This is a genomic window from Kitasatospora sp. NPDC048239, assembly GCF_043202015.1.
In the GTDB taxonomy this organism is placed as follows: domain Bacteria; phylum Actinomycetota; class Actinomycetes; order Streptomycetales; family Streptomycetaceae; genus Kitasatospora.
In genome coordinates this window covers 91,155-113,811 of sequence record NZ_JBICZP010000002.1, presented here as the reverse complement: position 1 = coordinate 113,811, position 22,657 = coordinate 91,155, and the positions used below count along the sequence as shown (strand labels likewise).

The window sequence follows — 22,657 nt, the reverse complement described above, 5'->3', positions numbered from 1 at the left end:
AGTGTCGCAAACGAACAGTCACGTCGCGCGCATTGTACGAATCGTCGCACCGCCCGGCACAAACCGGACACTTCGCAGGCGGCGGATCCCCCCGCCGAAGAGCTAAGCAGCAGGTCAGAGCCGTCCGGGCGGTTCAGCCGCCGAGTACCGCCTGCATCACCGAGCGCGCGATCGGGGCCGCGAGCCCCCCGCCGGTGACATCGGTGGCGTCACTGTCGGCGATCACCACCGCGACCGCCACCGGCGGCGCCTTGTCGGAGCCGGCGGGCTTCGCCCAGGAGATGAACCAGGCGTACGGAGTTCCGCTGTTGTCCACCCCGTGCTGGGCGGTGCCGGTCTTGCCGCCGACCACCGCCCCGGCGATCCGGGCGTTGCGACCGGTGCCGTTCTCCACCACGTCGGTCATCAGCCGCTGCACCTGCCCGGCCACCGCCGGGCTCATCGCCTGCCGGTACACCGAGGGCTTCATCAGCTGCACCGTGGTGCCGTCGCTCCTGGTCAGCCTGTCCACAAGCTGTGGACGCAGCACCGTGCCGCCGTTGGCGACCCCGGCCGCGACCATCGCCATCACCAGCGGGGTGGCCGCGGTGTCGAACTGGCCGATCGAGGACAGCGCGAGCTGCGCCCGGTTCATCTCGGTGTCGAAGTTGGAGCGCGCCGCCCGGACGGGGGTGTCCAGCTTCGGGTCGTTGAAGCCGAAGTTCCCGGCCATCGCCACCATCCCGTCCAGCCCCACCTGCACCCCGAGGTAGCCCATCACGCTGTTGCAGCTGCGGACCATGGCGGCGTCCAGCGACTGGCCGGGCTCGTCGCAGGCGGAGGTGTCGTTGACCAGCGGGGTGGTGGTGCCCGGCAGCACGTACGGATGGGGCGCGTTCGTCGGCGCGTCGATGTCGGTGACCACCCCGTTCTCCAGCGCCGCCGCCGCGGTGACCACCTTGAAGGTCGAGCCGGGCGGGTAGGTCTGGCGCAGCGCCCGGTTGAGCATCGGCTGGTCGGTGTCGGCCTGCAGCCTGTTCCAGGCCGCCTGGTCGGCCGCGGACGTGCCGGCGAAGGACCCGGGGTCGTAGGACGGGGTGCTGGCCAGCGCCAGGATGCGGCCGGTGGCGGGCTCGATCGCGGCGACCGCGCCCTGCTGCCCGCCCAGGCCCCGCATCGCGGCCTGCTGGGCGGCCCGGTTGATGGTGGTGTAGACGTCGCCGCCCGGGTTCTGCCGGCGCGCGACGGCGTCCCAGACCGCCCAGCTCGCCAGCCGGCTGTCCGTCCCGGAGAGCAGCTCGTCCTCCGTCCCCTCCAGCTGGGTGTTGCCGTAGGTCTGCGAGGAGTAGCCGGTGACGGCGGCGTACAGCGGGCCGTCGGTGTAGGTGCGCTTGTAGTCGTAGCGCCCGCCGGTGGGCGTGGAGCCGGTGACGCTGTCGGCGCCGACCAGGATGTTGCCGCGCGGCTGCGAGTAGCGCTCGATGGTGAGCCGCTGGTTGGCGGGGTTGTGGTTCAGCTCCTTGGCCTGGAACACCTGCACCCGGGTGGCCTGGACGCACAGCGCCACGATCAGCAGCAGGCAGAAGGTGCCGGCCCGGCGGCCGGTGACGGAGATCCCGGGCCGGCCCTGCGGGCCGTTGGTCGATCCCTTCGGCCGGTCCGGCCGGTCGCGGCGGATCACGGCGCCTCCTCGGGGGCCGGGCGGCGGGCGAGGTCGCTCATCCGGACCAGCAGCGCGACGATGATCCAGTTGGTGACCACCGAGGAGCCGCCCTGGGCGACGAACGGCAGGGTCATCCCGGTCAGCGGGATGAGGTCCAGCACCCCGCCCGCCACCACGAACACCTGGAGGCCGACGATCGCGGCCAGCCCGATCGCCAGCAGCCGCCCGAACGGGTCGCGCAGCGCGATGCCGGCCCGAAAGCCCCGGGAGACCAGCAGCGCGTAGAGCAGGAACAGCGCGATCAGACCGGTCAGGCCCAGCTCCTCGCCGATGGTGGCGAGGATGAAGTCCGACTTGGCGGCGAAGCCGATCAGCACGGAGTGCCCGTTGCCGAGGCCGGTGCCCAGCTCCCCGCCCCAGGCGAAGGCGAACAGCGACTGGGCGATCTGGTTGGCGCCCCTCCCCGCGGCGATCGAGCCGAGCGGGTCCAGCCAGTCGTTGACCCGGCTGTGCACGTGCGGCGAGAGCCAGCCGACCCCGACCGCCGCCACCGCCGCCAGGAACAGCCCGATGGCGATCCAGCCGCTGCGCGCGGTGGCCACGTACAGCATCACCACGAACAGGCCGAAGAACAGCAGCGAGGTGCCGAGGTCGGTCTCCAGGACGAGGATCCCGACGAAGGCCGCCCAGATCAGCAGCACCGGTCCGAGCACCCGCCCGCGCGGTAACTGGAACCAGAGCACCCGGCGGCCGGTGAGCGCCAGCGCGTCGCGGTGCACCGCCAGGTAGGCGGCGAAGAAGACCGCCAGCAGGATCTTGGCGAACTCCCCCGGCTGGAAGGAGAGCGGCCCGATGGTGATCCAGATCCGCGAGCCGTACACCGGCGGGAAGAAGATCGGCAGGACCAGCAGGACCAGGGCGACCAGCGCCCCGCTGTACGCGTAGCGCTGGAGCCGCTTGTGGTCGCGCAGCAGCAGGACGACGGCGGTGAACAGCCCCACCCCGAGGGTCGACCAGAGCAGCTGGGTGGGCGCCGCGCCGCCCCCGGCGGTGGCCCGGTCCAGGCGGTAGATGACGACCAGCCCGATCCCGTTGAGCAGCACCGCGATCGGCAGCAGCAGCGGGTCCGCGTACGACGCCTTCCAGCGGACCACGGCGTGCGCCAGCAGCGCGAGCACGCCGAGCGCCGCACCGTACTCACCCGCGTCGGCGGGCACCGTGCCGTCGATGTTGACGCCGACCTCGGCGTAGCCGAGTACGGCGAGCAGCACCGCGCCCAGCACCAGCGCGAGTTCGGTGTTGCGCCGGGTCCGCACCGTCCGGCGCGGCCGGCCTGCGGTTCTCGTCACGGCGGAGGGAGTGGCCACGGACCGTCCTGCGGGATTGTCGCCGACCGGGGGATGGCGATCGGGGCGGACGGGCCGCGAGCCCCGTCCGCCCCGACGTGAGCGGCTGGTCTGGTCAGACCGGCACGGCGCCTCAGGCGGGGGTCGGGGCGCCCTGCGCCCGGGACGCCTCGACGGTCGCCTTCAGCTCGGCCTCGGCCTCGGCGGAGAGCGAGGTCTGGATGATCTTGCCCCCGTAGCGGGCCAGCGCGGGGACGACCTTGTCCGCGGTGGCCTTGCGGACCAGCAGGAACACCGCGGCGGTGCCCGGCTGGAGGTGCTCGCCGACCTCGCGCATGAAGTTGTCGTCCACGCCGATGTCGGTGGAGGCGCCGACCGCCGCGCCCGCCGCGCCGCCGACCGCCGCCCCGAGGAACGGCATGAAGAACAGCAGCCCGATGACGCCGCCCCAGAGCGCGCCCGACGCGGCGCCCGCGCCCGTGGTGCTGACCTGCTGGTGCAGCTTGATCCTGCCGTCGTCGCGGCGCTCCACGACGACGGCGTCCTCCAGGTCGATCAGCTTCTGCGTCTGCAGGCCGACCGCCTCGCGGCGCACCGCCTCGGCGGTGGCCAGGTCCGGATAGGCGATCGCGAAGAGGTTGCTCACGGGTGGGTCCTTCCAATCAGTCGGACATGCCGGCCGGGCGCAGGCGCTGGTGCGTCGTCGCCCTGCCCCGTTCGTCACCCTAACGAGCGCTATCCATATTTATTGGCTCTTCCATCCGGTGTGTCCTTTATTGGCCGGGTGGCCCGCGGCGGCCACCCGGGGCGGCGGCCGGCCAGCGCCGAGGAGCCCGCCGCCACCGCGGCCAGCAGCCCGGCGGCGAGCAGCAGTTCGAGCCAGGGGTAGCCGACCCGTCCGCTCCGGCACGTACGCCGCCCGGCCCGCCCGCCCCACCCGGCCGGCACTCGGCTGCTCGATCCCCGCGACCAGCTTCAACAGCGTCGACTTGCCGCTGCCGTTGGCCCCTTCGACCCGGACCAGCTCCCCCGGACCGACCGTCAGGTCCACCCCGCGCAGGACCCACCGCCCGCCCCGCCCTTACCGCTTGCCGACCCCGGCCAGCTCCATCCGCGCGCTCCCTCCGCATCGCCCGCCCGGCAGGCTAGTCCGACCTCCGCAGGACCGGCGTCAACATCCCCCGCCCCCAAGGACGGGCCCCTCTTCCCGCCCCGAACCACGCCGCCCCCGCACCCCTCCGCAGGGTCCGGCGAACTGTTGCCCCCCGGCTGGCGCCTGACGATCCGCCCGGCCGGGAGTGCCGGGTACGGCCGGGCCCTAGGATTCGGCGGGTGACTACCGGACGACGACCAAAGGCCAGGCTCGGCAGCCTGCTGGCCGCCCTGGCGATAACAGGCGGTGCGCTGCTCAGCGGCCTGCCCGCCCATGCCGACGAACCATCAGCCGGCTCCACCGGCAAGGAGGCCCCCCGGGTCGACCTCGTACTGGACGTCAGCGGCTCCATGCGGGCCGCCGACATCGAGGGCAAGAGCCGCATCGCGGTGGCCCAGCAGTCCCTGAACGAGGTGATCGACGCCCTGCCCGCGGAGACCGACTTCGGCATCCGCACCCTCGGCGCCAACTACCCCGGCGACGACAAGGCCCAGGGCTGCCAGGACACCAAGCAGCTCTTCCCGGTCGGCAAGACCAACAAGGTCGAGGCCAAGACCGCGGTGGCGACCCTGCGCCCGACCGGCTGGACCCCGATCGGCCTCGCCCTGCGCGGCGCCGCCCAGGACCTCGGCAAGGGCGAGACCACCCGCCGGGTGGTCCTGATCACCGACGGCGAGGACTCCTGCGCCCCGCCGGACCCGTGCGACGTGGCCCGCGAGCTCGCGGCCCAGGGCATCCACCTGGTGGTCGACACCCTCGGCCTGGCCCACGACGACAAGACCCGCCAGCAGCTGCTCTGCATCGCCAACGCCACCGGCGGCACCTACACCGACGTCCGTTCGCAGGACCAGCTCACCGAGAAGGTCAAGCAGCTGGTCGTCCGTTCCAGCGACACCTACGCCGTGACGCCGGTCAAGACGGCGGGCACCGACAAGTGCGAGAGCGCACCGGTGCTCACCCCCGGCGTCTACAGCGACCGGGAGAAGTTCTCCGAGCACCGCGTCTACCGCATCCCGGTCAAGGCCGGCCAGGAGCTGCGCGCCTCGGTCAGCGTCTCGCTGGACCGGCCGGTGGCCCGCGACTACGGCGTCCTGCTCCAGGCCACCAGCACCGGCGGCCAGGAGCTGGTCCGCGGCACCGACGCGGGCAGCGGCCGCACCGACGTGGTCTCCACCGGCCTGCGCTGGTCCACCGCCGACTCCAAGGGCTACGCCTCCGCCACCCCGTCCGGTTCGCCGAGCGGCAAGCCGGAGACCACCGTCTGCCTGGTGGTCAGCAACTCGCTCGCCGCCCAGGCCGGCGTGCAGGCCGACCCCGGCCTCCCGCTGGAGCTGACGGTCGACCTGGCCACCGCCTCGCCCGCCCCGGACGGTCCGGCGATGGGTCTCGGCCGCGGCTGGATCCTGCTGCTGGTGCTCACCCTGGCCGGCCTGCTGACCGGCCTGCTGTTCGGCTGGATCGCACGCTGGCGAATCGCCGTCTGGCGGGAGAACTGACGATGCCCACCATGACGACCCACCGCGCCCTGCGCGCCGCCCTGGCCGCGTTCGCCGTGCTCCCGGCCCTCGCCGTGGCGGCGCCCGCCGCCTCGGCCGCCTCGCCGTCCCCCTCGCCGACCACGAGCGGGAAGCCCACCCCGGTCACCAAGGCCGGGACGTCCTTCCTGACCGCCATCAACCTCGCCGCCGGCCAGGACGCCAACGTCGCCGCCTCCACCGGCGACTACCTGTACTGGGCGTTCGGCGCCTCCGAGGGCCAGACCCCGACGATCGGCCTGACCGTCAACCTGGCCCCCGCCGCCGACCGGCACGGCCCGCAGACCTGGAGCGTCGAGGTCTTCGACGGCCTGCGCCGCCGCCAGTCCTGCACCGCCGGCACCCAGAACGCCACCGGCGACGCCGCAGCCTCCTCGCTCGCGCTGAGCTGCACCATGCGCGAGGTCCGCTCCTGGGCCGAGCCGTGGTCCGGCGACCCGCTGCCGGGCACCTACTACGTCCGCCTCGCGCTCTCCGACGCCCCGCAGCCGGACCTCGGCCTCGCCGCCTCCGTCCAGCTGCACGTCGGCGTCAAGGGCGACGCGGACAACGCCCAGCCCGAGGGCGGCGAGCTCAAGGCCCCGCTGGTGCCCCCGGCGGGCGGCGGCGCGGCGAACGCCGCCCAGGCGGCCGCACCGGAGGAGGCCGAGGACCACTGGTACTCGGGCTGGTTCTCCGGCTGGAACAGCCGCTGGTTCTGGACGGTGGCCGGCGGCGCGCTGGCCGCCCTCGCGGGCGTGGCCGGCTACACCCTGACCCGCCACCCGCGCGGCGGCCGTCCGACCCGCTACGGCAGCGTCCCGCCGCAGGCCGGCGCCCCGCAGCCGGGCCCCTACGCGGGCTCCGGGCAGCCCTGACGGTACCCGCCCCTCCCCGAGGGCCGGCCGGACACCTCCGGCCGGCCCTCGGTCGTCCCGCCGCCCGCCGCCGCACCGGCGCACCGGCCCGGCAGGACCTACGCTCGAACCATGGCCCGGCAGCCGGACGGCAGGATCGTGGTGGGCGTGGACGGCTCACCGCTCTCCCACGCGGCCGTCCGCTGGGCGGCCCGGCTGGCCGCCCAGAGCGGCGGCGTCCTGGAGGCGGTGGCGGTCTGGGAGTTCCCCGGGCTGTACGGCGAGCGGGGCCTCGTCCCGCCCGCCCTGGACGGCTTCGAACCGGAGCGGTACGCCGCCCGGATCCTCGACGAGGCGCTGGCCGCGCTCCCCGGCGGCGCTCCCCCGGTCCGGCGCCACCTCAAGGCCGGCCCGCCCGGACCGGCGCTGTCGGCCGCCGCCGAGGGCGCCGACGCCCTCGTCCTGGGCAGCCGCGGCCGCCATGCCCCGCCCGGCGCCGCCCTGGGCTCGGTCAGCCACTACTGCGTCCACCACGCGCCGTGCACCGTGGTGATCGTCAGACACTGACCGCGGTCGACACCCCGTCAGCGCGCGCCCTACCCGCACAACGCAGAAGTCCCGCCCGATCTGAACGATCGGGCGGGACTTCCGTTGGGTGGAGCTGAGGGGATTCGAACCCCTGACCCCCTCGATGCGAACGAGGTGCGCTACCGGACTGCGCCACAGCCCCAACGAGATGAAACTCTAGCACCCTTTGGAGGGGATCCGTGACCACCCCCGCTGGTGGGGGGTCCGGCGCGGACTACTCGTTGGCGGCGCGGGGCCGCAGCTCGGAGGCGGGCGCCTCCGCGTACTGGTCGAAGAGCGGGGTGTTGCGGGCCTCGGTCGGGTGCGCGTCGGCAGAGCGGCCGGCGGTCCAGGTGCCGGGGGCCGACAGGTCGAGGCCGCGGGTGACCCGGGGGGCCACCGGAGCGGTCACATAGGTCGGCAGCGGGACGGGCACCGGCTCCCAGGAGTCCGGACCGGCCGCACCGCGCTCGCGCATGCCGTCGACCCACTCCTCGTGCTCGGTCACCTCCGCCACGGCGGAGGCCGAACCGGTCCGGCGCGGGGCGCCCTGGGCCGGGTCGGTGGCGAGCCTGAGGTGCGGGCGGCCGCGCCCGGCGGCCGTGCCCGGCGCCGGGGCGGGCTCGGCCTGCGCCGCGGTCTCGGCCTCCCGCGCCTCGGCCCGCTGCCGCTCCCGCTCGTGCCTGCGCAGCCGCTCGGCGGCCTGGGCGGCGCGGGCCCGGTCGAGCTTCACCTCGTACCGCTGGCGCTCCAGCTTGCGCAGGTGGCCGATGTAGAGGGTCAGCAGGGCCGCCGGAACCGCCGGGACCCAGAGGAAGGCCAGCCCGGCCACCGCCGCGACGACCGCGCCGAGCGCGAACGCCAGGAAGAGGACGGTGACCATCCGACGGCGCCGGGCCAGCAGCCGCGCCCGGCGCTCGGCCCCGGCCCGCCGCTCGGCGGAGTCCTCGGCCGCACGCTCGGCGGGGTGGTCGGCCGGGTGGTCGTCGGCGGGCCCGGCCGGGCGGTCGTCGGACCGCGCCGCCGCATGCCCGGGTGCCGGCCCGCCCGCCGCACCGTCCGCGGGGTCGCCGGAGGCGGCCTCGTCCCGTGCGGGAGGACCGTCGTCACTGCTCTGCTCGTCGTCACGCAGGTCGTCGCCCAGGGCCCGGGATGCCCGCCGCTCCAGCGCCGAACGCCCGGCCAGCAGGCGGATGGCGGTGCTGAAGCGCTCCGTCGGACGCGCCTCGTTGAGCTCGTCCTGCCTGCGGAGCCACATCGGCACCAGATAGGCGGCCCAGGCCCCTACGATGACGGCGTAGATAAGGCCGCTACTGCTCACGTTTCACACCGTACGGGCGCCGGGGAAGGCCTGGCAGCAATTTGGCACGGCGTGTCGTGTGATCAAGCTGATTCTCCGACTATTTTGCCGGTATTTGTGCCTGTCCGTCGCCACGCCGATGCCATATCGATATTTCTTTCGAACATATATTCAATTACGAGGTCTGCGGCCTGAACTGAGCGTCCGCCACCGCTCCAGCATCCCCTCGGGGACCTCCTCGGCGGTGAGTGCGTACACCAGGTGGTCCCGCCAGTCCCCGTCGATGTGCAGATAGCGGGGGCGCATTCCCTCCGACCGGAAGCCCAGTTTTTCCACCACCCGGCGGCTCGGCCCGTTCTCCGGCCGGATGCACACCTCGATCCGGTGCAGCCCGAGGGCGGCGAAACAGTGGTCCACCGACATGGCCACGGCGGTCGGCATGATGCCGCGCCCGGCCACCGCCTCGTCGACCCAGTAGCCGACGTTGGCCGAGCACATCGAGCCCCAGGTGATCCCGCCGACCGTCAGCTGTCCGACCAGCCGGCCCTGGTGGAGCACCACGAAGGGCAGCATCCGCCCGGCCGAGGCCTCGCCGCGCAGGAAGCGGACCATCTGCCGGTACGTCGGACGCGGGCCGGCGCCGTGGCCGGCCGGGCCGGGCGGCACGGTGGCCTCCCAGCGCCGCAGCCAGTCCCGGTTGCGGCGGCTGACCTCCTGCCAGTCGCGCTGGTCGCGGGCCCGGATCGGGCGCAGCGCGACATCCCCCTCGTGGAGCTCTACCGGCCAGCCGGCGTTCAGTGCGTACTCCCAGGGGCAGGCGGGGTGTCGGGCCGGGGGTGGTCCCCGCCGCCGAGCTGGTCGACGGCGTGGGCCAGCAGCGGCTCCAGGACGGCCAGGCCGTCCTTGACGCCACCGGTCGAGCCCGGCAGGTTGACGATCAGGGTACGTCCGGCGAGGCCGGCCAGCCCCCGGGACAGCGCCGCGGTGGGGACCTTCTCGCGGCCGTACGCCCGGATGGCCTCGGCGATGCCGGGGATCTGCCGGTCGATCACCCGGGCGGTCATCTCGGGGGTGAGGTCCATCGGCGAGATGCCGGTGCCGCCGGTGGTGAGCACCACGTCGTAGCCGGCCGCGACGGCCTCCCGCAGGGCCGCCTCGACCGGCTCGCCGTCGGGGACGACCCGGGGGCCGTCGACGGTGAAGCCCATCGCGCGCAGGCCGGCCACCAGCAGCGGGCCGCCCTTGTCGGCGTAGACGCCGGCCGAGGCGCGGTTGGAGACGGTGACGGCCAGCGCCCGCATGACCGGCGCGCTCACTCCGGGCTCCCGGGGGCGAACCAGTCTCCGCTCTTGCCGCCGGTCTTGGCGATCACCCGGACGTCCTCGATGGCGGCGGCCTTGTCGACGGCCTTGACCATGTCGATCACGGTCAGGCCGGCCACCGCGACGGCGGTGAGCGCCTCCATCTCGACGCCGGTGCGGTCGGCGGTCCGCACGGTGGCGGTGATCTCGACCGCCTCGTCGGTGACGGCGAGGTCCACCTGCACGCCGGAGACCGCGATGGGGTGGCAGAGGGGGATCAGCTCCGGGGTCTTCTTGGCGCCCATGATCCCGGCGATCCGGGCGACGGCGAGCGCGTCGCCCTTGGGCACGCCCTCCCCGCGCAGCAGCTCGACCACCCGGGGGGCGACCCGGACCCGGCCGGCGGCGACGGCGGTGCGCACGGTGGCGGTCTTCTCGGACACGTCGACCATCCGGGCCGCGCCCTGCTCGTCGACGTGGGTGAGGCGGTCGCCGGGGGGTGAGGTGCTCACGGGGTGCTCCAGGGGGCGCGCAGGTCGAATACCGCGCTACCGTACCCCCCGCTCCGGCCGGTGCGTGGGACGGGCCGTGTCAGTCCCCGAGACGGCCCGCCACGCCGTGCGTCAGTCGCCGAGCAGGACGACGTCGACCGCGCTGCCCGCGGGCAGGTCGACGACGTCCTCCGGCACGGTGATCAGGCAGTCCGCCCGGGCCAGGGCACCGACCAGGTGCGAGTCCGCGGCGCCGACCGGCTCGACCACGCCGTCGGCCGCCGAGTACCGCCCGCGCAGGAACTGCCGCCGCCCCGCGGGCGAGCGCAGCGCCACCGGGCAGACCGCGCGGACCACCGGGCGGTGCACGTCGGCGGCGCCGAGCATGGTGCGGATGGCCGGGCGGACGAACAGCTCGAAGGAGATGTACGCGCTCACCGGGTTGCCGGGCAGCGCCATCAGCGGGACGCCCGCCCCGGCGCCGATCCGGCCGAAGCCCTGCGGCTTGCCGGGCTGCATCCGCAGCCGGCGGAAGTCCACCCCGCCGTAGGACTCGAAGACCTCCTTGACCACGTCGTACGCGCCGACGCTGACCCCGCCGCTGGTGACGATCAGGTCGGCCCGGCCGAGCTGGTCCTCCAGGACGGCGCGCAGCCGGTCGGCGTCGTCCGGCACGCCGCCGACCCGGTAGGCGATGGCGCCGGCGTCCCGGGCGGCCGCGGTGAGGGTGAAGCTGTTGGAGTCGGAGATCCGGCCGGGACCGACCGGTTCGCCGGGCTGGACCAGTTCGCTGCCGGTGGAGAGCACCACCACGCGCGGTCGCGGGCGGACCCGGACGGTGGCCCGGCCGATCGCGGCGAGCAGGCCGAGCTGGGTCGGGCCGAGCCGGGTGCCGGCCTCCAGCACCCGGGAGCCGGCGGCGACGTCGCTGCCGCGGCGGCGGATGTGGGCGCCCTCGGCGACCGGGCGCCGGACCCGGACCTCCTCGTCCTCGACGGGCGCGGTCATCGCGTCGGCGGCCTCGCCGGTACCGCTGCCGCCGTCGGTCCACTCGACCGGGGCGACGGCCTCGGCGCCGGGCGGCACGGGTGCGCCGGTCATGATCCGGGCGGCCTGGCCGGGGCCGACCCGGGGCAGTTCACCGGCGCCGGCGGCGATGTCGCCGACCACCGCGAGCACCGAGGGGTACTCGGCGGTGGCCCCGGTGGTGTCGGCGGTGCGGACGGCGTAGCCGTCCATCGAGCTGTTGTCGAAGGGCGGCAGGTCGCCGTCGGCGACCACGTCCTCGTCGAGCCGGCAGCCCTGGGCGTCGAGCAGTTGGAGCTCGATCGCGGGCAGCGGGCCGACGGCCGCCAGGACGTCGGCGAGGTGCTCGTCGACGGTCCACAGACGGGCCGGGCGAGCGGCCGGTGCCGGGTCCGCGGATCCGTCGCAGCAGGCTGCGGCGGGGGTGGTACTGCTCTCCGTGGACCCGGTCATCGGCGCACTCGCTCTCTGTCGGTGTGTCAGTCCTGCATCTCGGAGGCGACGAACTCCTTGAGCCAGGAGCGGAACTCCGGGCCCAGGTCCTCGCGCTCGGAGGCCAGTCGGACGATAGCGCGCAGGTAGTCCGCCCGGTCGCCGGTGTCGTAGCGGCGGCCCTTGAACAGCACGCCGTGCACCTGGCCGCCGGACTCCGCGTCGCGGGTGGTCAGCTCGCGCAGGGCGTCGGTGAGCTGGATCTCGCCGCCGCGGCCGGGCTGGGTCTCGCGCAGGACGTCGAAGACCGACGGGTCGAGGACGTAGCGGCCGATGACCGCGTAGTTCGACGGGGCGTCGGCGGTGTCGGGCTTCTCGACCAGGTCGGTCACCTGGAAGACGTCCTCGCCGAAGCCGTTGGCCTTGACGGCCGCGCAGCCGTAGAGGTGGATCTGCGACGGGTCGACCTCCATGAGGGCGACCACCGAGCCGCCGAGCTCCTGCTGGACCTCGATCATGCGGGAGAGCAGCGGGTCGCGCGGGTCGATCAGGTCGTCGCCGAGCAGGACGGCGAAGGGCTGGCCGGCCACGTGCTGCTCGGCGACCGAGACGGCGTGGCCGAGACCCTTGGGGTCGCCCTGGCGGACGTAGTGCATGTTGGCCAGGTCGACGGACTCGCGCACCCGGCGCAGCCGGTCCTGGTCGCCCTTGCGGGCGAGCAGCTCCTCCAGCTCGTACGCGCGGTCGAAGTGGTCCTCAAGGGCGCGCTTGTTCCGGCCGGTGACCATCAGTATGTCGGACAGCCCGGCGGAGGCGGCCTCCTCGACGACGTACTGGATCGCCGGCTTGTCGACGACGGGCAGCATCTCCTTCGGCGTGGCCTTCGTGGCCGGCAGGAAGCGGGTGCCCAGTCCGGCCGCGGGCACCACGGCCTTGGTTACCGGAATTCGGGAGTTGGTCGTCGTCATGCGTTTACCTTACTAAGGCATGTTTTCGCCCGGCCGAGCGCATGGAAGCGGCTGTGACAGCACGTCGCGTGGCCCGGCCACAGTGGCAGGCGTATGGGCAGTGGCGGGTGGGCTGAGGGGGTCCCCACCGACACAGGGCGACAGACTACCCGGCTTTTCCGAACGGTCACGTTCAGCCTCGGGACCACCGTCCGACCTGGGGGAAAAGGCTCCGTGCCAGCGGTCGCCGCCCGCCGCGCGGGCCGCGGCCAGGGCCCGGTCGGCGGCCCGCAGCAGCACGGCGGCGTGGGTGCCGTCCTCCGGCAGGACGGCCAGGCCGACCGCGGCGGTCAGGCCGTTGCCGTGCGGGCGGCGGTCCTCGCGCGGGCCGGAGGACCAGTCCAGCAACAGGTGGCGGCGGACGGACCAGACCAGGCGCGCGGCGACCTGTGCGGCGCCCTCGGCCCCGGTGTCCGGCAGGACGATCAGGAACTCCTCGCCGCTGTACCGGCCGAGGGTGTCCGAGCGGCGGATCTCCATGCCGAGGCGCTGGGCGAGGTCGCGGAGTATCGCGTTGGCCCGGGCGCGGCCGTGCTCGGCGATGACCGCCTCGAAGCCGGTGATCTCCAGCAGCAGGACGGCCAGCGGACGCGGTCCGTCCTGCGGTCCGGCCTGGTCGGCCCGCCGGGCGCGCTCGATCTCCCGGTCCAGGGTGAGCTGGAGGTGGCGGTAGTTCCAGACCCCGGTGAGGGGGTCGCAGGAGGCGGTGCGCTCCAGCTCCGCGCAGCGCTCCTCCAGTTCGGCGACCCGCTCGCGCAACCGGGCCTCCCGGTCGGCGGCGGCGCCCTCGCCGCGGCGCAGCCGCCACCCGAGCAGGGTGGCGCCGGCCAGCGCGGGCGCGCTCAGCACGGCCAGGGCCTGGACCAGCAGCGGGGTGGACATCGGGGCGCCTTCCGCATGTCAGGCTCTGAGCGTGACGGGGCACAGAGCCGTGGAGGATCCCATGCACAACGAGAAGAGCGCGCTGAGGACACGGCTGCTGGCCGAGCGGCGTGCGCTGACCCCGCCTGCCCGGGAGGCGGCCGCGCTCGCCCTGGCCGGGCACGCCGGGGAGCTGGCGGCGCCGGGGGCCACCGTGGCCGCCTACGTGTCGGTCGGCGGCGAGCCGGGCACCCGGCCGCTGCTGGACGCGCTGCTGGCGCGCGGCGTCCGGGTGCTGCTGCCGGTCCTGCTGCCCGACAACGACCTGGACTGGGCGGTGTACACGGGCTCGGACGGACTGGCGCCGGCCGGGCGCGGCCTGCTGGAGCCGGTCGGCGAGCGGCTCGGGCCGGAGGCGGTCTGCGCGGCCTCGCCGGTGCTGCTGCCTGGCCTGGCGGTGGACCGCCGGGGGCTGCGGCTGGGCCGCGGCGGCGGCTCGTACGACCGGGTGCTGGCCCGGCTCGGCCGGGCCGGGGCGCGGCCGCTGCTGGCCGTGCTGCTGTACGAGCACGAGCTGCTGGAGAGTGTGCCGGCCGAGCCGCACGACCTGCCGGTGGACGTCGCGCTCACCCCGTCCGGGCTGCACCGGCTGGGGTGAGGCCGACCGCGGCACAGACGGCGGCGGCCCCGCTCCCCCGGTGTTCGGGGGGCGGGGCCGCGTCGGCGAACGGGTGTCAGCCGGTGGTCAGCACCAGTCGGTGCTTGGTCGCCTTCTCCACCGCGTCCGGGGAGTAGGCCCAGCTCAGCAGCTCGCCCTTGAGCCAGAGGTCGGTCTGGTCGTTGTAGTTGGGGTGGAAGGCGTGGCCGGAGGCGCCGCCGACGTTGACCCAGCGGGAGGCGTCGAGGTCGCTGAGGTCGACGACCATCCGCATCGAGGGGATCCAGTCCACCTCGTAGCCGGCGGCGGCGTTCCAGCCCGCCGCGTCGACCGCCGCCGAGCCGCCGGAGAGCCGGTACGGGCCGCGGTTGAGCAGCCGGTGGACGAGGCCGGAGGCGATCGAGGAGTCGTCGGTGCCGAGGGTCTGCTCGCGCAGCGTCAGCTTGTGCAGCCGGCCCCAGCTCCAGGTGGAGACGTCCTTGCTGAGCTTCGCGGTGAGCTCCTGGCGGGCGTTCTTCATCGCCTCGGCGAGCAGGTTGTCGAGGCCCTTCTGCTCGTGGTGCTGCGAGTCGATGTACGTCCACCAGCTGCTGTCGGGCTTGTCCAGCTGGGCGCGCACCACCTCGGTCCAGCGGTCGCCGCCGTCCGGCTGGGCCTTGCCCGGGTCGCGGGTGCCGCACTCGGTGACGATCGAGGCGGTGCGGCCGCTGTCGGGCTTGGTCGGGTCCGCCTGCTGGCGCACCAGCAGGCAGTTGTCCTTGGCCCGCAGGTCGGCCGGGAACTTCTGGCCGAAGGAGAGGCTGAGCAGCTGGCTCCAGACGCCGTTGTAGTAGGCGGCGGCGGCCGAGTCGGCGTCCTGGTGGTAGTTCCAGTCCTTCAGCAGGTTCTGCGCCTCGCGCACGTACGGGTCGTCGATCTGGACCTTGAGCAGCAGCGGGACCAGGGTCCGGGCGAGGACGCTGGTGTTGTCGAGCTGCATGTCCTTCATGTCGTCCGGCGAGATCTTGCCGTTGTTCTTGAGCTTGAGGTCGATCTGCTCGGTGATCTCCTTGGCCCGGGTGCCGTACTCCCAGTCCTTGGTCAGCGAGTACTTGTACGACGGGTCGACCACGGCCTGGTTGGCGGTGACGATGTACCCGGCGGACGGGTTCTGGCTGTAGGGCAGGGCGGAGAAGGGGATCGAGCCCTTCCACTGGTAGGCCGAGTCCCAGCCGGGCGCCGGGTAGGTGCCGTCGCCCTTGCCGCGGACCGGGATGTTGCCGGGGGCCTGGTAGCCGATGTTCTTCGCGTCGGCGTAGATCAGGTTCTGGGCGGGGACGGCGAAGTCCTTGGCGGCGCCGCGGAACTCGTCCCAGTTCCTGGCGCGGTCCAGGGCGAAGACGGCGTCCATCGTCTTGCCGGGGCTGAGCGCCGTCCACTGCAGGGCGACGCCGTAGCCGCCGGTGCCGCGGTCCGGGGCGGCGTTGCCGTTCGGCGCGTACTTGCCGACGTTCTGCTGCTCGGTGCTCGGGTCGGAGATCAGCGGGGCGCCGGTCTGGGTGGTGCGGACGGTGATGGTGCGGTCCTCACCGCCGGCCACCTTGATGGTCTCCTTGCGCAGCTCGAACTTGGTCTCCTTGCCGTCCACCAGGTAGGTGTCCGGGCCGGTGACCTTCTCCAGGAAGAGGTCGGTGACGTCGGCGCCGAGGTTGGTGAAGCCCCAGGCGACGTCCTTGTTGTGGCCGATCACCACGCCCGGCAGGCCGGCGAAGGTGAAGCCCGAGACGTCGTACTGGCAGGCGGGCGAGGCGGTGCGGCAGTGCAGGCCCATCTGGTACCAGACCGAGGGCAGGCCCGGGCCGAGGTGCGGGTCGTTGGCCAGCAGCGGCTTGCCGGTGGTGGTGTTGGAGCCGGCGATCACCCAGGAGTTGGAGCCGATGCCCTGCCCCTGGCGGCCGAGCAGTTGCGGCATGCCGTCGATCCGGTCGGTGACGCCCTTGAGCAGCGCCTTGGTCGCGGCGGCGCCCTGGGCGGTGGCGGTGCCGGCGTTGGCCTGGCCGGAGCCGTCGGCGGGCCGGTAGGTGTCGCCGACCACGGTGCCGGTCTTCACGATCGTGCCGTTGCGCGCGTACGGGTACTCCGGGTACAGCTCGGCGATCTTCTCCGGGCTGAAGTCCTGGGCGAGCAGCGAGCGGTCGATCTCCTCCTGGAGGTTCCCGGAGAGGTTCCAGGCCATCGCCTTCAGCCAGGACACCGAGTCGACCGGGCTCCACTGCTCCGGCTTGTAGTCGCCGTTGACGACGCCGAGCAGGGAGTACTCCAGGGAGGCGCTCTCGCCGCCGGGGTGCTCGGCGAGCCAGGCGTTGACGCCGTCCGCGTAGGCCTGCAGGTACTTCTTCGTCTCGGGCGCGAGCTGGGAGTCGTACTCCTTCTGCGCCACCTGGCGCCATCCCATGGTGCGGATGAAGGAGTCGGTGTCGACCTGGCCGTCGCCGAACATCTCCGAGAGCCGGCCCGCGGTGATGTGCCGTCGGACGTCCATCTCCCAGAACCGGTCCTGGGCCTGGACGTAGCCCTGGGCGCGGAAGAGGTCCTCGCTGGTGTCGGCGTAGAGCTGCGGGATGCCGTTGGCGTCGCGCTTGACGTCGACCGGCGCGCTCAGGCCCGCCACCTTGACGCTGCCGTCGACCTCCGGGAAGGACGCGCGCACCGCGGCCACTCCCCGGTAGCCGCCGTAGCCGGCGCCGGCCACCAGCAGCACGACCAGCACGATCACGATCAGACGGGCGCGCCGGAACTTCTTCGAGCGGGGCATCTGGGTCCTTGCGGTCCTCGACTGGGGGGCGGGCGGGCATGTCCAGGGCACTCGGCCATGACAGGGCACCACATTAGGCCGACTCGGCTGGCGGGCGTGCACGGGGGACGCCCACGGTGGGATCGGACGGGGTCGGCAAAGAGGCCTCGGGGGCCGGTGGGAGGCCCTGAGACGGAGCGAACCTAAAGATATGGCAAAATGTTAGACTGAGTAACGATCCGCTAGGGGAGCAACCGGCGATCCGTCATCGCCCGCCGCCCCTCCTCCCGTCGGCTCGCCCCTTCGGCCCCACCGCCGTCGGACACCCCGCCCGCCCCCAGCCTGCTCGAGGTGCCCCTGCGTGAATGTCGACCACCTGAACCAGCTGCTCCTTGAGTTCTCCGTGATCCTGCTGGTCGCGGTGGTCGCCGTGCGCATCTCGACCCGGTCGGGGCTGCCCAGCCTGCTGATCTACCTCGGCATCGGTGTCGCACTCGGCCAGAACGGCCTCGGCGTCTCCTTCAACAACGCCGCGCTGACCCAGGTGATCGGCTACGCGGCCCTGGTCGTGATCCTGGCCGAGGGCGGCCTCAAGACGAGCTGGCGCGAGGTCAGACCGGTGATGCCGGCGGCCACCGTGCTGGCCACCGTCGGCGTCGGGGTCAGCGTCTTCGTCACCGCCGCCGGCGCGCACTGGCTGGTCGGCCTGGACTGGCGGACGTCGATGCTGCTCGGCGCGATCGTCTCCTCGACGGACGCCGCCGCCGTCTTCTCCGTCCTGCGGATGGTGCCGCTGCCGCACCGGCTCACCGGCCTGCTGGAGGCCGAGTCCGGCTTCAACGACGCGCCCGTGGTCATCCTGGTCGTCGCCTTCGCCACCGCCGGCGAGCTGGACTCCTGGTACGTCCTGGTCGGCACGATCATCGCCGAGCTGGCGATCGGCGCGGCGGTCGGCTTCGCGGTCGGCAGGATCGGCGCGTACGGCATCAAGCACGTCGCCCTGCCCTCCTCCGGCCTCTACCCCATCGCCGTCATGGCACTGACCGTGCTCGCCTACGCGGGCGGCGCGCTGTTGCACGGCTCCGGCTTCCTCGCCGTCTACATCAGCGCGGTCATCCTGGGGAACGCCAAGCTGCCGCACGGCCCCGCCGTCCGCGGCTTCGCCGACGGCCTGGCCTGGATCGGCCAGATCGGCATGTTCGTGCTGCTCGGCCTGCTCTGCACCCCCGAGACGATGGGCTCGGCCGTGGTGCCCGCGCTGGTGATCGGCGGGGTACTGGTCTTCCTGGCCCGGCCGCTGTCGGTGGTGCTCACCCTGACGCCGTTCAAGCTGCCCGGCCGCGAGCAGGCACTGCTGAGCTGGGCCGGACTGCGCGGGGCCGTGCCCATCGTGCTGGCCACCATCCCGATGGTGTCGGGCGCACCGAGGGCCCAGGACGTCTTCAACATCGTCTTCATCCTGGTCGTGGTCTTCACGCTGCTCCAGGGCCCGACCCTGCCCTGGGTGGCGAAGCGGCTGCGGATCTCGGAGGGCTCGATGGGCCAGGACCTCGGCATCGAGTCCGCGCCGCTGGAGAAGCTGCACGGGCACCTGCTGTCGGTGACGCTCTCCCCGACCTCCCGGATGTCCGGCGTGGAGATCGGCGAGCTGCGACTGCCGGCCGGCGCCGCGGTGACCCTGGTGGTGCGGGAGGGCAGCAGCTTCGTCCCCGACAAGGCCACCGTGCTGCGCGGCGGCGACGAGCTGCTGGTGGTCACCACCGACGAGGTGGGCGAGGCGGCGGAGCGGCGGCTGCGGGCCGTGGACAAGGGCGGCAAGCTGGCCGGCTGGCTGCACGGGCGGTAGTCCTGCCCGGGCTCCGGGTGCGGCCGACACTCGGCCCCGCTCGGCCGCCGCGCGGCTTGGCGCTGGCTTCCTACGGCCTTCGCGCGGTGTTCACCTTTCATTGGCAGGACATTTTTGATGCCGCCCTGTATTGTGGAGGCAGGCGCGACATCTACGCGCGTATAAGTATGATGGTTGATACACACCCAGCATCTGCCTGAAGCAGAGTTGGCGCGACCGCTCGGCGGCCGCGGCCCGGACCTCGGCAACCACGCCGATCCGGCCCGGTAACTACCCCGGTCGACGCGCGAGAGGACGACTCTCGGCGCCGTCGGGGCCCCACCATGCCCCTTCCGCGCTACCAGGCAGCAGGAAGGACCGACCGTGACGGCCCGCCGAACGGTCGACAACAACGGCGTCGCGAAGGACGCCGGCGCCGACGCGCCCACCCGGGTCGGGTACGGCACGCTGCTGCGCACACCCGGCGCCCGGACGTTCCTGGTGCCCGCGTTCGCGGCGCGCCTGCCGTACGCCATGCTCAGCCTGGGGATCGTCCTGCTGGTCCTCGACACCCACGGCTCGTACGGCACCGCCGGCACCGTCGCGGCGGTCTCGGCCGTCGCCCAGGCCCTGATCGGCCCGCAGACCGGCCGGCTGGCCGACCGGTACGGCCAGGCCGCCGTGCTGGTGCCCAGCGTCCTGGTGCACGCCGTCTCGGTCGGCGCGCTGATCGCGCTGGCCCTGGGCCACGCCCCGGTCTGGGCGCTGCTGCTGGCCGCCGCGCCGGCCGGCGCCAGCGTGCCGCAGGTCGGCGCGATGGTGCGCGCCCGCTGGGTGGCAAAGCTCTCCTCGGAGGGCGCCTCCACCCCCGTGCTGAACACCGCATTCGCCTTCGAGTCGGTGACCGACGAGTTCACCTTCGTGATCGGCCCGGTGCTGGCCGGTGCCATCGCCACCTCGCTCAACCCCTCGACCGGGCTGATCGCCGAGGCCGCGCTGACCGTCGTCGGCGGGCTCGCGTTCGCCGCCCAGCGGCGCACCGCCCCGGCCCGGCACCCGCACCAGCCCGGTGTCCGCCGCGCCTCCGCGCTCGCCTCCCCGGGCGTTCGACTGCTGGCCGGCGCGTTCCTGGGCGTCGGGACCGTCTTCGGTGCCATGCAGGTCTCGGTGACCGCCTTCACCGAGTCGGTCGGCCAGCCCGGGGCCAACGGCGCCGTGTACGGGATCTTCGCCGGCGGCTCGATGCTGGCCGGCGTGCTGTACGGCATGGTCGCCTGGCGGCAGGCCGCGCGGCACCGGCTGCTGGCCAGCTACGCGCTGCTGGTGCTGGGCTGCTCCACGCTCTGGGCGATGCCCAACCTGGTCGCGCTGGCGATCGCCGGACTGGTCTGCGGCCTGGCCATCGCGCCAACCCTGATCACCGGGTACACGCTGGTCGAGACGCTGGTCGCGGACGGCGCCAAGACCGAGGCCTTCACCTGGCTGACCGGTGCGATCGGCCTCGGCCTGGCGACCGGGTCCACGGTGGCCGGGCAGCTGATCGACGGGCACGGCCCGTCGGCCGGGTTCCTGGTGCCGGTGGCCGGGGCCGGGCTGGGCCTGATCGCGCTGGTCGCGCTGCGGCGGTTCCTGATCGCGCCGAGCGCGCCGAGTCGGACGGTTGCGTCCGGTGCGGCTGGAACCTCCGGCGTGGTGGTCGCTGGCGGTGCGGTGGCCACTGGCGGTTCGACGGTCACCGGCGGTTCGGTGGTCGCGGGCGGTTCGGAGCGGGATGCGGCGCCGCAGCTCGTGGGTGCCGCCAAGGCCTGACGGAGGCGGTACGGGCGCCGCTCCGAGTGCGGGGCGGGCGCCGGTTCCGGGTGGGGTGGGCGGCGGCTCGCGGCCGTCGCCCGGTTCATCTCACACCGGAGTCGCTGGACTGATCCAGCGGAATGCCGCATCATTGAACATCGTTAGCACTCATCAGGCGAGAGTGCCAGGAGGAAGACAAGTGCCCACGTACCAGTACCAGTGCACCGAGTGCGGCGACGGCCTGGAGGCGGTGCAGAAGTTCACCGACGAGGCGCTGACCACGTGCCCCGGCTGCCAGGGACGGCTCCGCAAGGTCTTCTCGGCCGTGGGCGTGGTCTTCAAGGGCTCGGGCTTCTACCGGACCGACAGCCGTTCGTCGTCCAGCAGCTCGGTGGGCGCGAACTCGTCCTCGGGTTCGTCGGCCTCGGGTTCGTCGGCCTCCTCGGCCGCGGCCTCGTCCTCGGGTGGCTCGACGCCCGCCGCCAGCCCCGCCCCGGCGGCGAAGCCGGCCGGCTGAGCAGGGCCGAAGGCAACACCAGAAGCATTCGAAAAGGCCCGGTGGCCCCGCTTTTCGGCGGACCACCGGGCCTTTTCGTTGGCCCGGGCACGCCGGATTAGCCCGGACGGGTGTACGAAGTTATCCACACCCCCGGGTTTTCCACAGGCTACGGAAAGGGACTTCCGCGGGCTTTGCGGCGGGCGCAGAGTGTGCGTCACGGAGACCGGCCGATTCGGGGCCGGGCTCGTGCGACCACAGGTGGTGTCCCGCATGACCGCGACGTTTCCCCTCCCCCTTCCGCTCCCCCTGGCCCAGCGGCCGGCGCCGGCCGCGCGGTACGCCGTGCCGCTCCCGGCGCTCGCCGTGCCGCCGGGCCGGGAGGTGCCCTCGTTCCCGCCGATCAGACGCGGCGGCACCGGGCGGTACCGGCTGGCCCAGGCCCTGCGTCAGCGGTCCGCCGTCCTGGCCGTAGGCCTGCTCCTCGCGGCGGCGGCGCTCACCGCCGGGGTGCCGCGGGCGGGGCTGCCACCGCCGGGGGCCACCCCGATCCACCATTCGGGTTGTCAACCGGGAGAGCTCGAAGATCACCCGTGACCTGGAGACGACTTCGTCGTTCACGCGGCATGAAAGGCTTCAAAGAATTCCTGCTGCGTGGAAATGTCGTCGATCTGGCCGTCGCCGTCGTCATCGGTGCGGCTTTCACCAACATCGTCAACGCCTTCGTCAAGGGCGTGATCAACCCGCTCGTCGGCCTTTTCGGAGCCAAGGATCTGGCGTCCTACAGTTCCTGCCTCAAGGGCCCCTGCGAGGTGAACGCGGCCGGTGAGGTCACGTCCGGCATCTACATCCTCTGGGGCTCCGTGCTCAGCGCGGCCCTGCAGTTCCTGATCACCGCTGCCGTCGTCTACTTCGTCCTGATCCTGCCCATGACCAGGTTCACCGCCAAGCGCAAGACCCTCGACGAGGAGATGGCGGAGGCGGAGGCCAAGGAGGTCGCCCTGCTCACCGAGATCCGCGACGTGCTGGTCACCAGCCAGCGCTGAGCACCAGCCGGCGCTGAGCACCGGCCCGCTCTGAGCACCGGCCCGGCCGCGCTCCGGGATTCAAGGCTCGGGGCTTCGGCTCAGGCCGGTCTCAGCCCCCGTGGTGCGGCGGGCGCTGGCTCAGGTACCAGTCCAGCCCCCGTCCACCGCTCTGCCCCGCTCCGGGTCGGTCGCCCCAACCGGAGTCGGTGTCGTCCCGGGACTGCTGGTCCAGCGGATCCCGGAACACCAGCCGGGCCTTCGGTGCCGGCTTGTCCCCGGCGCCTCCGGTGGCCCCGGTACCCCCGGTGCCGTCCGTGGCGCCTTCCGACCCCTCGACGCCCTCGACACCTTCCGTGCCCCGTACGGGGTTCTGCTCGCCCACCGGTCCGCCTCCGTCGTCCTCTGCCGTTCCGATCCCCTGCATCTGTCCCTACAGCCTAGAAGCCCCTGGCCGGCCGCCGCCGACGCCCGGCGGGGCCCGGGGGGGGGGGCGGCCCCCCCCCGGCCCCCCCGGGGCCGCCCCCCGCCCCCCCGCCCCCCCCCCCCCCGGCCGCCGCCCCCCCCCCCCCCGCCCCGCCGCGCCGCGCGG

General features: G+C 73.6%; 20 protein-coding genes, 1 tRNA gene and 1 pseudogene. 8 read left to right on the top strand and 14 right to left on the bottom strand.

All coding sequences use genetic code 11. From position 1 onward, the window contains the following. Positions 1-133 precede the first annotated feature (133 nt). The 4 genes and pseudogenes from ACGFZP_RS04545 to ACGFZP_RS04530 form a co-directional block, all read right to left on the bottom strand. Entirely contained in the window at positions 134-1,594 is a 1,461-nt protein-coding gene (locus ACGFZP_RS04545) for a penicillin-binding transpeptidase domain-containing protein (protein ID WP_392929642.1), read from the bottom strand. 62 nt (positions 1,595-1,656) lie between these two features. Beyond that, a complete protein-coding gene (locus ACGFZP_RS04540; protein WP_392928514.1) occupies positions 1,657-2,991 on the bottom strand; it encodes an FtsW/RodA/SpoVE family cell cycle protein in 1,335 nt (444 codons plus the stop codon). 130 nt (positions 2,992-3,121) lie between these two features. Next, positions 3,122-3,634, bottom strand: a complete 513-nt coding sequence (locus tag ACGFZP_RS04535; protein ID WP_392928512.1) for a DUF1269 domain-containing protein — start codon at positions 3,632-3,634, stop codon at positions 3,122-3,124. Positions 3,635-3,886: 252 nt separating this feature from the next. Next, a pseudogene (locus tag ACGFZP_RS04530) lies at positions 3,887-4,048 on the bottom strand (ATP-binding cassette domain-containing protein); the annotation flags it as partial. Positions 4,049-4,320: 272 nt separating this feature from the next. On the opposite strand from ACGFZP_RS04530, the gene ACGFZP_RS04525 reads away from it, so the two are divergent. From ACGFZP_RS04525 to ACGFZP_RS04515, 3 genes are all read left to right on the top strand, one after another. Next, on the top strand, positions 4,321-5,637 hold the full coding sequence (locus ACGFZP_RS04525; protein ID WP_392928510.1) for a VWA domain-containing protein: 1,317 nt from the start codon (positions 4,321-4,323) through the stop codon (positions 5,635-5,637). Positions 5,638-5,648: 11 nt separating this feature from the next. Continuing rightward, complete coding sequence (locus ACGFZP_RS04520; protein WP_392928508.1) at positions 5,649-6,533, top strand: peptidase; 885 nt, start codon at positions 5,649-5,651, stop codon at positions 6,531-6,533. A 111-nt stretch (positions 6,534-6,644) separates the two neighbouring features. Beyond that, positions 6,645-7,079, top strand: coding sequence for a universal stress protein (locus ACGFZP_RS04515; RefSeq protein WP_392928507.1), 435 nt, complete (start codon positions 6,645-6,647; stop codon positions 7,077-7,079). An 89-nt stretch (positions 7,080-7,168) separates the two neighbouring features. On the opposite strand, the gene ACGFZP_RS04510 is transcribed toward ACGFZP_RS04515, so the two are convergent. The 8 genes from ACGFZP_RS04510 to ACGFZP_RS04475 all read right to left on the bottom strand — a co-directional run bounded on the left by ACGFZP_RS04510 (position 7,169) and on the right by ACGFZP_RS04475 (position 13,518). Continuing rightward, positions 7,169-7,242 (bottom strand) — tRNA-Ala (locus ACGFZP_RS04510). A 72-nt stretch (positions 7,243-7,314) separates the two neighbouring features. Beyond that, positions 7,315-8,400, bottom strand: coding sequence for a gephyrin-like molybdotransferase receptor GlpR (glpR, locus tag ACGFZP_RS04505; protein WP_392928505.1), 1,086 nt, complete (start codon positions 8,398-8,400; stop codon positions 7,315-7,317). Between the two features lie 150 nt (positions 8,401-8,550). Beyond that, positions 8,551-9,177, bottom strand: coding sequence for a GNAT family N-acetyltransferase (locus tag ACGFZP_RS04500; protein ID WP_392929640.1), 627 nt, complete (start codon positions 9,175-9,177; stop codon positions 8,551-8,553). Next, entirely contained in the window at positions 9,174-9,680 is a 507-nt protein-coding gene (locus ACGFZP_RS04495; protein WP_392929637.1) for a molybdenum cofactor biosynthesis protein B, read from the bottom strand. The genes ACGFZP_RS04500 and ACGFZP_RS04495 overlap by 4 nt, the downstream gene beginning before the upstream one ends. An 11-nt stretch (positions 9,681-9,691) precedes the next feature. Then, positions 9,692-10,132, bottom strand: a complete 441-nt coding sequence (gene moaC / locus ACGFZP_RS04490; protein ID WP_392929635.1) for a cyclic pyranopterin monophosphate synthase MoaC — start codon at positions 10,130-10,132, stop codon at positions 9,692-9,694. 171 nt (positions 10,133-10,303) lie between these two features. Continuing rightward, positions 10,304-11,650, bottom strand: a complete 1,347-nt coding sequence (gene glp / locus ACGFZP_RS04485) for a gephyrin-like molybdotransferase Glp (RefSeq protein WP_392928503.1) — start codon at positions 11,648-11,650, stop codon at positions 10,304-10,306. A 26-nt stretch (positions 11,651-11,676) separates the two neighbouring features. Next, positions 11,677-12,597: a UTP--glucose-1-phosphate uridylyltransferase GalU gene (gene galU, locus ACGFZP_RS04480; RefSeq protein WP_387942016.1), complete on the bottom strand. Its 921-nt coding sequence runs from the start codon at positions 12,595-12,597 to the stop codon at positions 11,677-11,679. A 12-nt stretch (positions 12,598-12,609) separates the two neighbouring features. Further along, the gene (locus ACGFZP_RS04475) at positions 12,610-13,518 is read right to left on the bottom strand and encodes a GGDEF domain-containing protein (RefSeq protein WP_392928500.1); all 909 of its coding nucleotides are present in this window, start codon (positions 13,516-13,518) and stop codon (positions 12,610-12,612) included. A gap of 61 nt (positions 13,519-13,579) precedes the next feature. On the opposite strand from ACGFZP_RS04475, the gene ACGFZP_RS04470 reads away from it, so the two are divergent. Then, the gene (locus ACGFZP_RS04470; RefSeq protein WP_392928498.1) at positions 13,580-14,155 is read left to right on the top strand and encodes a 5-formyltetrahydrofolate cyclo-ligase; all 576 of its coding nucleotides are present in this window, start codon (positions 13,580-13,582) and stop codon (positions 14,153-14,155) included. Between the two features lie 76 nt (positions 14,156-14,231). Here the strand turns inward: ACGFZP_RS04470 and ACGFZP_RS04465 are convergent, their stop codons facing one another. Next, the gene (locus tag ACGFZP_RS04465; protein WP_392928496.1) at positions 14,232-16,949 is read right to left on the bottom strand and encodes a penicillin acylase family protein; all 2,718 of its coding nucleotides are present in this window, start codon (positions 16,947-16,949) and stop codon (positions 14,232-14,234) included. Between the two features lie 340 nt (positions 16,950-17,289). Here ACGFZP_RS04465 and ACGFZP_RS04460 point away from each other — a divergent pair, with 340 nt between their 5' ends. The 4 genes from ACGFZP_RS04460 (at position 17,290) to mscL (ending at position 22,086) form a co-directional block, all read left to right on the top strand. After that, positions 17,290-18,774: a potassium/proton antiporter gene (locus ACGFZP_RS04460; RefSeq protein ID WP_392928494.1), complete on the top strand. Its 1,485-nt coding sequence runs from the start codon at positions 17,290-17,292 to the stop codon at positions 18,772-18,774. Between the two features lie 447 nt (positions 18,775-19,221). Continuing rightward, positions 19,222-20,562, top strand: a complete 1,341-nt coding sequence (locus ACGFZP_RS04455) for an MFS transporter (RefSeq protein ID WP_392929633.1) — start codon at positions 19,222-19,224, stop codon at positions 20,560-20,562. 181 nt (positions 20,563-20,743) lie between these two features. After that, positions 20,744-21,061: an FmdB family zinc ribbon protein gene (locus ACGFZP_RS04450; protein ID WP_392928492.1), complete on the top strand. Its 318-nt coding sequence runs from the start codon at positions 20,744-20,746 to the stop codon at positions 21,059-21,061. A gap of 605 nt (positions 21,062-21,666) precedes the next feature. Continuing rightward, the gene (gene mscL, locus ACGFZP_RS04445; RefSeq protein ID WP_392928491.1) at positions 21,667-22,086 is read left to right on the top strand and encodes a large conductance mechanosensitive channel protein MscL; all 420 of its coding nucleotides are present in this window, start codon (positions 21,667-21,669) and stop codon (positions 22,084-22,086) included. 91 nt (positions 22,087-22,177) lie between these two features. On the opposite strand, the gene ACGFZP_RS04440 is transcribed toward mscL, so the two are convergent. Beyond that, complete coding sequence (locus ACGFZP_RS04440; protein ID WP_392928489.1) at positions 22,178-22,450, bottom strand: hypothetical protein; 273 nt, start codon at positions 22,448-22,450, stop codon at positions 22,178-22,180. Between the last annotated feature and the right edge of the window lie 207 nt (positions 22,451-22,657).

Excerpts from the sequence above, each read along its gene's own strand:
- moaC (WP_392929635.1), bottom strand. The coding sequence starts at position 10,132 with ATGGTCGACGTGTCCGAGAAGACCGCCACCGTGCGCACCGCCGTCGCC.
- ACGFZP_RS04515 (WP_392928507.1), top strand. The coding sequence starts at position 6,645 with ATGGCCCGGCAGCCGGACGGCAGGATCGTGGTGGGCGTGGACGGCTCA.
- ACGFZP_RS04465 (WP_392928496.1), bottom strand. The coding sequence starts at position 16,949 with ATGCCCCGCTCGAAGAAGTTCCGGCGCGCCCGTCTGATCGTGATCGTG.
- glp (WP_392928503.1), bottom strand. The coding sequence starts at position 11,650 with ATGACCGGGTCCACGGAGAGCAGTACCACCCCCGCCGCAGCCTGCTGC.
- ACGFZP_RS04475 (WP_392928500.1), bottom strand. The coding sequence starts at position 13,518 with ATGTCCACCCCGCTGCTGGTCCAGGCCCTGGCCGTGCTGAGCGCGCCC.
- ACGFZP_RS04470 (WP_392928498.1), top strand. The coding sequence starts at position 13,580 with ATGCACAACGAGAAGAGCGCGCTGAGGACACGGCTGCTGGCCGAGCGG.
- galU (WP_387942016.1), bottom strand. The coding sequence starts at position 12,597 with ATGACGACGACCAACTCCCGAATTCCGGTAACCAAGGCCGTGGTGCCC.
- ACGFZP_RS04520 (WP_392928508.1), top strand. The coding sequence starts at position 5,649 with ATGACGACCCACCGCGCCCTGCGCGCCGCCCTGGCCGCGTTCGCCGTG.
- mscL (WP_392928491.1), top strand. The coding sequence starts at position 21,667 with ATGAAAGGCTTCAAAGAATTCCTGCTGCGTGGAAATGTCGTCGATCTG.
- ACGFZP_RS04495 (WP_392929637.1), bottom strand. The coding sequence starts at position 9,680 with ATGCGGGCGCTGGCCGTCACCGTCTCCAACCGCGCCTCGGCCGGCGTC.